7 protein-coding genes and 1 pseudogene are annotated in these 8,898 nt (G+C 71.8%); 2 read left to right on the top strand and 6 right to left on the bottom strand.

The window, feature by feature from the left end; all coding sequences use genetic code 11:
* Nucleotides 1–299: pseudogene (locus B7767_RS01980) on the top strand (ABC transporter); the annotation flags it as partial.
* Here B7767_RS01980 and mshD read toward each other — a convergent pair.
* The gene (gene mshD / locus B7767_RS01975) at nt 259–1,185 is read right to left on the bottom strand and encodes a mycothiol synthase (RefSeq protein ID WP_085570561.1); all 927 of its coding nucleotides are present in this window, start codon (nt 1,183–1,185) and stop codon (nt 259–261) included. The pseudogene B7767_RS01980 and the gene mshD overlap by 41 nt on opposite strands.
* 148 nt (nt 1,186–1,333) lie before the next feature.
* Here mshD and B7767_RS01970 point away from each other — a divergent pair, with 148 nt between their 5' ends.
* Entirely contained in the window at nt 1,334–3,154 is a 1,821-nt protein-coding gene (locus B7767_RS01970; RefSeq protein WP_085570560.1) for a bifunctional UDP-sugar hydrolase/5'-nucleotidase, read from the top strand.
* A gap of 66 nt (nt 3,155–3,220) precedes the next feature.
* Here B7767_RS01970 and B7767_RS01965 read toward each other — a convergent pair whose 3' ends face one another.
* The 5 genes from B7767_RS01965 to B7767_RS01945 form a co-directional block, all read right to left on the bottom strand.
* Nucleotides 3,221–3,400 (bottom strand): DUF1737 domain-containing protein, encoded by a 180-nt coding sequence (locus tag B7767_RS01965; RefSeq protein WP_085570559.1) that lies wholly within the window; start codon nt 3,398–3,400, stop codon nt 3,221–3,223.
* 37 nt (nt 3,401–3,437) lie between these two features.
* Nucleotides 3,438–5,525, bottom strand: coding sequence for a pectinesterase family protein (locus B7767_RS01960; RefSeq protein ID WP_085570558.1), 2,088 nt, complete (start codon nt 5,523–5,525; stop codon nt 3,438–3,440).
* 76 nt (nt 5,526–5,601) lie between these two features.
* Complete coding sequence (locus tag B7767_RS01955; RefSeq protein WP_085570557.1) at nt 5,602–7,023, bottom strand: cell wall metabolism sensor histidine kinase WalK; 1,422 nt, start codon at nt 7,021–7,023, stop codon at nt 5,602–5,604.
* A complete protein-coding gene (locus B7767_RS01950) occupies nt 7,020–7,754 on the bottom strand; it encodes a response regulator transcription factor (RefSeq protein WP_085570556.1) in 735 nt (244 codons plus the stop codon). Before B7767_RS01950 ends, B7767_RS01955 begins: the two co-directional genes overlap by 4 nt.
* Nucleotides 7,755–7,823: 69 nt before the next feature.
* A partial coding sequence (locus B7767_RS01945) for a S1C family serine protease (RefSeq protein WP_256923288.1) occupies nt 7,824–8,898 on the bottom strand: 1,075 nt, incomplete at its 5' end.

Raw genomic sequence — 8,898 nt, 5'->3', positions numbered from 1 at the left:
CCCTCGCCCTGACCGGGGCGGCGTTCGCGATCCGCCGCGGGGACGGCGCCCGGCCGGGTCAGGCGGTCGCCGCGTTCCTGCTCGTCGGGGCGGTCCTGGGCCCGCTGCTGATCCCCGGGAGCTGGGCGCTGTTCACGACCCCGGACGACGCGAGGTGGGCGGCGGGCCACGACCGCTGGGCGGTACTGCTGGGCGCGGCGCTGCTGGTGGGCGCGGTGTGCGCGACGGAGCCGAGGCGCCGCCGCACCTGCCGCGGGCTCAGGTCTCCGTCCGGTACATCAGGTCCGTCTCGTGCGTGACGAAGCCCAGCCGCTCGTAGACGGAGACCGCCGCCTTGTTGTCGGCGTCGACGTAGAGCATGGCCGTCGGCAGACCCCGGGCCGCCAGGTGCCGCAGCCCGATCGTGGTCAGTGACCTGCCGAGGCCGCCCCCCTGGGCGTCGGGGCTCACGCCGAGGACGTACACCTCACCGAGGCGTTCCGCCGCGTGCACCTTGGTCCAGTGGAAGCCGACGAGCCGGCCGTCCCTCTCCGCCAGGAAGAACCCCTCGGGGTCGAACCACGCCTCGGCCTTGCGGTCGTCCAGGTCGCGCTGGGTGAGGGCGCCCTGCTCGGGGTGGTGGGCGAACGCGGCGGCGTTCACCGCGAGCCAGGCGGCGTCGTCCCGGCCCGGCACGAAGGTGCGCACGGTCACGCCCTCCGGCAGCACCGGGTCGGGCAGGTCGAGGCCGGCCAACGGCCGCCGCATCTGCCGCAGTTCCCGGAACAGCGTCAGTCCGAGGACCTGCGCGAGGTGCCGGGCGGCGGAGTGACCGCCGTGCGCCCACACCCGCAGCCGCTTCCCGGAGGCGGCGAGCAGCGCCGAACCGAGCGCCCGCCCGTGTCCGTGGCCCCGGTACGAGGGGTGCACGACCAGCTCGGCGGCGGGCGGTTCCACCGGATCGGTGTCCTCCAGCTGGGCGTATCCGACGAGTTCGTCGTCGACGGAGAGCAGCAGGTGCGAGACCCCGTCCCGCTCCCCGCCGCGCAGCTGCAACCGCCCCTGCTCGGACACCGCCTGCTGTCCGTCGACGTGGGCGGCCTCGGCGAGCAGGGCGAGCACCGCCTCGGTCTGCCCGGGGCCGAGCGCGGCATACGTCTGGAGCGAGCGGGGGCGGCCGGGCCGTGCGAAGTCGTCGCTGGTCATGCGTACGAGGTTAAAGGGCGACGGCCGCAAAACGGACGGCAACGGTGTCGGGGAAAGTTAAACCAGGCCGTAACCTTGAAGACCCTGTCGCGCTACGCGCGTTGACTCTAGGCTGCGCCGGTACCCACTCGGACCCACAGGGGGGCGCATGCCAGCCACATCCCCGGCGCACCACCAGCGCCGCAGACGCCGTACGAACCGTCTCCTCGCGACCGCCGCCGGTGTGCTCACCGCCGGCGCGCTGGCCGCGGCCGCCCTGCCCGGGTCGGCGACGGCGGGCGAGAACCACGGGAACAAGGACAAGTCCCACCCCGGCCGCTACCAGGACGTGCAGCTGCTGTCCTTCAACGACCTGCACGGCAACCTGGAGCCGCCGTCCGGCTCCTCGGGCCGGGTCACCGAACTCCAGCCCGACGGCACGACGAAGACCGCCGACGCGGGCGGCGTGGAGTACCTCGCCACCCACCTGCGCGAGGCGCGCAAGGGCAACCGCTACTCCATCACCGCCGCCGGCGGCGACATGGTCGGCGCGTCCCCGCTGATCTCGGGCCTCTTCCACGACGAACCCACGATCGAGGCGCTGAACAAGCTCGACCTGGACGTCACCTCCGTCGGCAACCACGAGTTCGACGAGGGTGCCGCCGAACTGGGCCGCCTGCAGAACGGCGGCTGCCACCCGGTCGAGGGCTGCTACACCGACAAGGGGTTCAAGGGCGCCGACTTCCCCTACCTGGCGGCGAACGTCCTCGACGAGAAGACGAGGAAGCCCGTCCTCGAGCCGTACTGGGTGTGGAAGAAGCAGGGCGTCAAGGTCGGCTTCATCGGCGTGACCCTGGAGGGCACCCCGGACATCGTCTCGGCGGAGGGCGTCAAGGGCCTCGCCTTCAAGGACGAGGTCGAGACGATCAACAAGTACGCCGAGGAGCTCCAGCGCCAGGGCGTGAAGTCGATCGTGGCGCTCATCCACGAGGGCGGCTTCCCGGCCTCGTCCTCCTACAACTACGACTGCGACTCCCCGGGCGCGGGCGACGGCATCTCCGGCCCGATCGCGGACATCGCGAAGAACATCACGCCCCAGGTGGACGCGCTGGTCACCGGCCACACCCACAACGCGTACGTGTGCACCATCCCCGACCCGGCGGGCAAGCCCCGCATGGTCACCTCGGCCGCGTCCTTCGGCCGCCTCTACACGGACACCACGCTGACCTACGACCGCGCGACGGGCGACATCGCCCGTACGGCCGTGAAGTCCGCGAACCACGTGGTAAGCCGGGACGTCCCCAAGGCGCCCGACATGACCCGCCTGATCGGCGAGTGGAACACCCTCGCCGCCCCCATCGGCAACCGCCCGATCGGCTACATCTCCGGTGACATCGTGCGCGACGGCACGGAGTCCCCGCTCGGCGACCTCATCGCCGACGCGCAACTGGAGTACGGCAGGACGCTGGACGCGGAGACCGACCTGGCGCTGATGAACCCCGGCGGCATCCGCGCGTCGCTCACCCACGCGGCCGGCGGCACGGAGGGCGACGGTGTGGTGACCTTCGCCGAGGGCTTCACCGTCCAGCCGTTCGCCAACACGGTCAACCTCCAGGACTTCACGGGCGCACAGGTCATCCAGGCCCTGAAGGAGCAGGTCAGCGGCCCGAACGAGGCGGCGCCGAAGATCCTCCAGATCTCCTCCGGCCTGACCTACACCCTGGACCTGACGAAGACGGGCGCGGACCGCGTCGTCACGGACTCCATCGAGCTCGACGGCTCGCCCATCGACCCGTCCGCCACCTACCGCGTCGCGACGAACAGCTTCCTCGCGGGCGGCGGCGACGGCTTCCCGACCCTGGGTCAGGGCACGAACGACCTGGTCGGCGAGGACGACCTGACGGCACTTGAGCAGTACCTGACCGCCAACTCGACGGCGACGGACCCGATCGCCCCGCCGAAGGCGGACCGCATCACCATCGTGGGGTGACCCCTGACGGGGCCGGTACGAGACGCGTTCACCGCCTCGTACCGGCCCCGACGCACGTCCGCCCCCCTACCCGGGCCACACGACCGCCTGCGCGACGATCACCCGCTCCCCGTCGAAGGTGACCGACGGCCCTCCGTGCAGCAGGTACCCCATCTCCAGCGCCTCGCTCACCCGGTGACAGAAGGCCGGGTCGTCGGGACCGGTCAGTACGCGGTAGACGGGCAGCCCGTCCGGTGGTGTCGACATACCCGGAAGCGTGTCACACCCCCTCTTCAGGGCGAGTTCAGGACGCCGTGGGGGTCCAGCCCGCCAGCCAGTCGGCGACCTCCTGGTCGGCTGCCTGGGCGTCCGTCAGGTGGGGGCGGTCACCGCTCGCCGAGCCCGCGCCCGCGCCCGTGTTCCGGTACTCGGCGAAGCGGTCGTCCTTCCAGGAGAAGCCGCTCATGTCGGTCCAGGGCGTGGTGCGGATCGCGGCGCTGAGGGTGGTGTTGCGGACCGTGGTCTGCGGGTCCAGGGAGGCGTCGCCGCCGGCGTGCCAGGGGCGGCCCAGGTAGAAGGTGCGGTCGGAGACGTCGCCGTTCACCGCCGAGTTGGCGATGAGGATGCCCTTGCGGTTCGCGGCCGTGCTGGGGGCGGTGACGTAGCCGGCGGAGGTGCCGTTCCAGCGCTTCTTCAGGGTGATGACCGAGCGGTCGATCACCGCGGTCGCCCGGCCGAAGATGAAGTCGACGTTCCCGACGACGTAGGAGTCGGTGACGTAGACCCGGCCCAGCCTGTCCTTGGCGGCCGTGTCGAGGAGGAGCGTGTCCTGGTCGCCCTCGACGATCACGCCGTCGAGGAGGACCTTGTCGGCCGCCGTGCGCAGGGCGACCGCCTGGTGGCCGGAGAGGGACTGGTTGGCGCCCTCGTCGAAGTCGTTGGAGATGGTCAGGTTGCGGGCCTGGAAGTCGTCCGCCTCGACGGCGACCGTGGCGCTGCCGGAGGTGCCGTACGTGCCCGAGCCGTCCGGCTTCCGCGTGCCCGCCGCGTTGTTGAAGACGATCACCGTGTCCTTGCGGCTGCCGCCGGTGCCCTGGAAGGTGACGTGCGGCTTGTTCGACGGGACCTTGACCGTCTCGCGGTACGTGCCCGGCTTGATGGAGACGACGACGCGGGAGGCGTTGTTCGCGGGGACGGCGTTCACGGCCGCCTGGACCGTCCGGTACTGGCCGCTGCCGTCCTTGGCGACGGTGAGCGTGGTGGCCGCCGCGGCCTTCGTCGACGCCTCCGCCGACGCCTCCGCCGAGGCCTCCGCCGAGGCCGCCGTCGTGCCGATGGAACTCCGCGGGCCGGTGCCCGACTTGAGCAGGGCCGGCACGTCGGCCGCCTTGTCGAGCGTGTAGGAGTAGTACGCCTTCGGGTCGAACGCCGTACCGCCGCTCTCGTTGCGGCCCGACGTGCCCGAGAAGACGTTGCCGCGCTGGACGACCGTCGCCGTCGCGTCCTTGACGACCGGGTTCCTCACGCCCTGGAAGTAGCTGTTCTCCAGGACCATCCTCGTGCCGCCGCGCGAGTAGTTGCCGTAGGAGGAGCTGATGTCCGTGCCGGGGACGTCCTCCAGGAAGTTGTTGTAGAGGTGCGCGTGCGCGCAGTTGTCGGTGGAGGGGTTGCGCTGTTCCGTCTCGCGGATCCAGTTGTGGTGGATCGTGATGTCGGTCAGCACGTTCTCGGTCCAGCCGATGCCGAACGTCTTGTTGTTGTGGCTCATCTCGTTCCAGGAGACGGTCACGTACGTGCTGTCCTTGCGGACGTCGATCAGACCGTCCGCCATGTTCCGCAGGTCGTTGTGGTCGATCCAGACGTGGTGGGCGCCGTCCATCTGGATCGCGTCGAAGTCGTGCTCCTTGTCGTTCCAGACGCCCTGGTGGGCGTCCCGGACCGTCAGGTTGCGGATGATCACGTTGTGCACGCCCTGGCCGAGGAAGAAGCCGCCGCCGACGATGTGCCCGGACGTGCCGGAGCCCACGATCGTCTTGTCGGAGGCGACCTTGATCTCCTTGCCGACCGGGTTCATCGTGATGGCCCCGGCCACGACGATGACGTACGGCTCGGCGGCCGTGGCGTACTTCTCCAGCTCGGCCTGCGTGCGCACGGTCACGGTCTGCCCGTCCCGGCCGCCGTACGTGCCGTTCTGGCCGAGGGCGTCGACGGAGGCGAAGCCGTCGGCGGTGGCGGTGGCCCAGGCGGGGGCGGCGGCCGCGGCGGACGCCTGCTGGGGGACGAGGCCGGTGCCGTGGAGCAGTGTTCCGGCGGTGGTCAGGGCCAGCGGGAGGCCGAGGGCCAGGAACTTCCCGGACCTGCGGTGCCGGGCTTTGCTGCGGTGCTCGCTCATGCGGCGATCCGTTCCGTGTGGGGGAGGGGACGACGATCGGTCGCCGCCCGGCACGGAAAGGTTGCCGCCGTCCCCGCTAGGGAACCTCCGGTGGCGGGGTCGGGGCGCCCGGCAGGCGGACCGTGGCCGTCGTGCCGCCGCCGTCCGCGCGGGTCAGGGACACCTCGCCGCCCGCCTGCTGGACCGTGCGGGCCACGATGGACAGGCCGAGGCCGGAACCCGGCAGGGCGCGGGCGCTCGGGGAGCGCCAGAACCGGTCGAAGACGTGCGGGAGTTCGTCGGCGGGGATGCCGGGCCCGTGGTCGCGGACGGTGAGGACGCCGTCGGTCAGGCGCACGTCGATCGTGCCGCCCCCGGGGCTGAACTTCACCGCGTTGTCCAGGATGTTGACCATCGCCCGCTCCAGGGCCGACGGCTCCGCCCGTACGTACCAGGGGTGGACGTCCGCCGTGATGGTCAGCTCCGGGCCGCGCAGCCGGGCGCGGCGCAGGGCCGACTCCACGACGTCCTGCCAGGCGACGATCTGCGCCCGGCCCGCGTGCTGGCCGGTGTCCGGGCGGGACAGCTCCTGAAGGTCGCCGATGAGCGCGGCCAGTTCCGTCATCTGCGCCTTCACGGAGGCGAGCAGGGCCTTGCGGTCGGCCTCCGGGATCGGGCGGCCCGTCTCCTCGCTGCGGGTGAGGAGTTCGATGTTGGTGCGGAGCGAGGTGAGCGGGGTGCGCAGCTCGTGGCCGGCGTCCGCGATGAGCTGCTGCTGGAGGTCGCGGGAGCTGGCCAGCGCGGACGTCATGGAGTTGAAGGAGTGGGAGAGACGGGCGATCTCGTCCTCCGACTCGTCCTCCACGGGGATGCGGACGGTGAGGTCCTCGGTGCGGGCGACGTGCTCGACGGCCCTGGTCAGTTCGTCCACGGGGCGCAGGGCGGTCCGGGCCACCCAGAGACCGGCGGCGGCGGCGCCCACGACCCCCGCGCCCGCGACGAAGACCAGCACCAGCGCGAGGTTGCTGAGGGAGTCGTTCACCTCGTTCAGCGGCCGGGCGGCGGAGACGGCGATGTTCCGCAGGCCGGGCACGGTGTAGGTGAAGACCCGGTACTGCCCGCCGTCGGTCCCCGTCGCCTGGTGCAGCGCGTCGGTGGACGTGCCCTCGGCGACGGCGCGGTCGGCGTCGGTGAGCGGGACCTCCTCCGTGCCGATGATGAGGCAGCTCCCGCCGTCGTTGTCCACGAGCTGGACGGACGAGCCGAAGGGGTTCTGTTCGTGGGTGCGGGGATCGTGGGCGCACAGACCGGTGGGCAGGTCGAGGTACTTGCTCACCTGCTGCCCGTTCATCCGGTTCGCCCTCAGGGCCTCGTCCAGCGAGCTCACCAGCACGCTCTTCACCACGAACCAGCAGGCCAGCGACACCGCCGCCACCGCGAACGCCACCGCCGCCGCCACCAGCAGCGACAGCCGGGCCCGGATGGGCAGGGCGCGGACGCGGCGGACCAGCCCGCTCACTCCGCGCCGCCCTGCCGCAGCACGTACCCCACCCCCCGCACCGTGTGCACCAGGCGCGGCTCGCCGCCCGCCTCGGTCTTGCGGCGCAGGTACATGACGTACACGTCGAGCGAGTTGGACGACGGCTCGAAGTCGAAGCCCCAGACCGCCTTCAGGATCTGCTCACGGGTGAGCACCTGGCGCGGATGCGCCATGAACATCTCCAGCAGGGTGAACTCCGTACGGGTCAGCTCCACCCGTCGGGTGCCCCGCGTGACCTCGCGGGTCGCCAGGTCCATGCGCAGGTCGGCGAAGGAGAGGACGTCGTCCGACTCGGCGGAGGCGGCCACCGCCGCCGCGTACGAGCTGCGGCGCAGCAGCGCGCGGATACGGGCGAACAGCTCGTCCAGCTCGAACGGCTTGACCAGGTAGTCGTCCGCCCCCGCGTCCAGGCCGGTCACCCGGTCGCCGACGGTGTCCCGGGCGGTCAGCATCAGGATGGGCGTGGTGTCGCCGGTGGCGCGGATGCGGCGGGCGGCGGTCAGGCCGTCCATCCGGGGCATCTGGATGTCCAGGACGAGCAGGTCGGGCCGGTAGGCCGCCGCCTTCTCCAGGGCGTCCGCGCCGTCGACGGCGACCTCGGTGCCGTACCCCTCGAAGGCCAGGCTGCGCTGGAGCGCTTCGCGCACCGCCGGCTCGTCGTCGACGATCAGGATGCGCTGGGGGTCACGGTCGCCTTCTGCGGGGCTCATGGGCTCGGGGTTCCTCACGGCTCTCTACGGTCTCAGGCCTTCAGCCTCGCACGGCTGCCGGGCGGCGCGTCAGTTCGTCGAGCCGGAGCGCAGCGCCGACAGGTCCGACTTGACCGTGTTGACCGGGATGGCGAAGCCCAGGCCCACGCTGCCCGCGTCGGACGAGGACGAGCCGCTGCCGCTCGCCGAGTACATCGCGGAGTTGATGCCGATGATGTTGCCGTTCATGTCGATCAGCGCGCCGCCGGAGTTGCCCGGGTTCAGGGACGCGTCGGTCTGGATCGCCTTGTACGTGGTCGTTGAGCTGCCCGTGTCGCCGTTGAACTCCCGGCCGCCGTACTCGAACGGCCAGCCGCCGCCCTGCCGCTGCTGCTGGCCCTCGTCCCCGTCCGTCGAGACCGTCACGTCACGGTCGAGGGCGGAGACGATGCCACTGGTCACCGTGCCCGTCAGGCCCTCGGGGGAGCCGATCGCCACGACCTGGTCACCGACCCGCACGCCGTCGGAGTCACCGAGGGTGGCCGCCTGCAGACCGGAGGCGTTCGCCAGCTTGATCAGGGCGAGGTCCTTGCTGCTGTCGGTGCCGACGGTCTCCGCCGTGTACGTCTTGCCGTCGCTGGTCCGCACCTCGATCGACGAGGCCCCGGACACCACGTGGTTGTTGGTGATGATCTCGCCGTCGGACGTGATGATCACGCCGGAGCCGGTGGAGGAGCCGGCGTTCGAGGTCGCGTTGATCTCGACGATGCTCGGGGTGACCGCCTCGGCGACGCCGGACACCGTGCCCTTCTGGCTCGACGGTACGACGTTGGTGCTGGTCGAACTGGAGGCGACCGTGTCGTTGCCGGTCAGCTCCTGCACGCCGTAGGCGGTGCCGCCGCCCACGGCCGCCGCGACGATCGCCACGGCGGCGAGCAGGGCCGCCGGTCCCCGGGCACGCTTCCTCTTCGCGGGCTGCGGTGCGGGCTCCGTCGTGGACCCGGCTGCGGGCTGAGGTGCGGGTTCCTGCGCGAACGCCGTCGCGGGCTGCGGTGCGGGCTCCGTCGCGAACGCCGTCGTGGGCTGCGGTGCCGGCTCCTGCGCGAACTCCGGCGCGGGCTGCCGGGGCGGCGCGTACGCCGGCGGGGGCGGCCCCTCGGGGGTC

Source organism: Streptomyces sp. 13-12-16 (genome assembly GCF_002114215.1).
Lineage (GTDB): Bacteria > Actinomycetota > Actinomycetes > Streptomycetales > Streptomycetaceae > Streptomyces.
The sequence above is the reverse complement of the archived record's forward strand: the minus strand, read 5'-3'. Positions and strand labels throughout refer to the sequence as shown.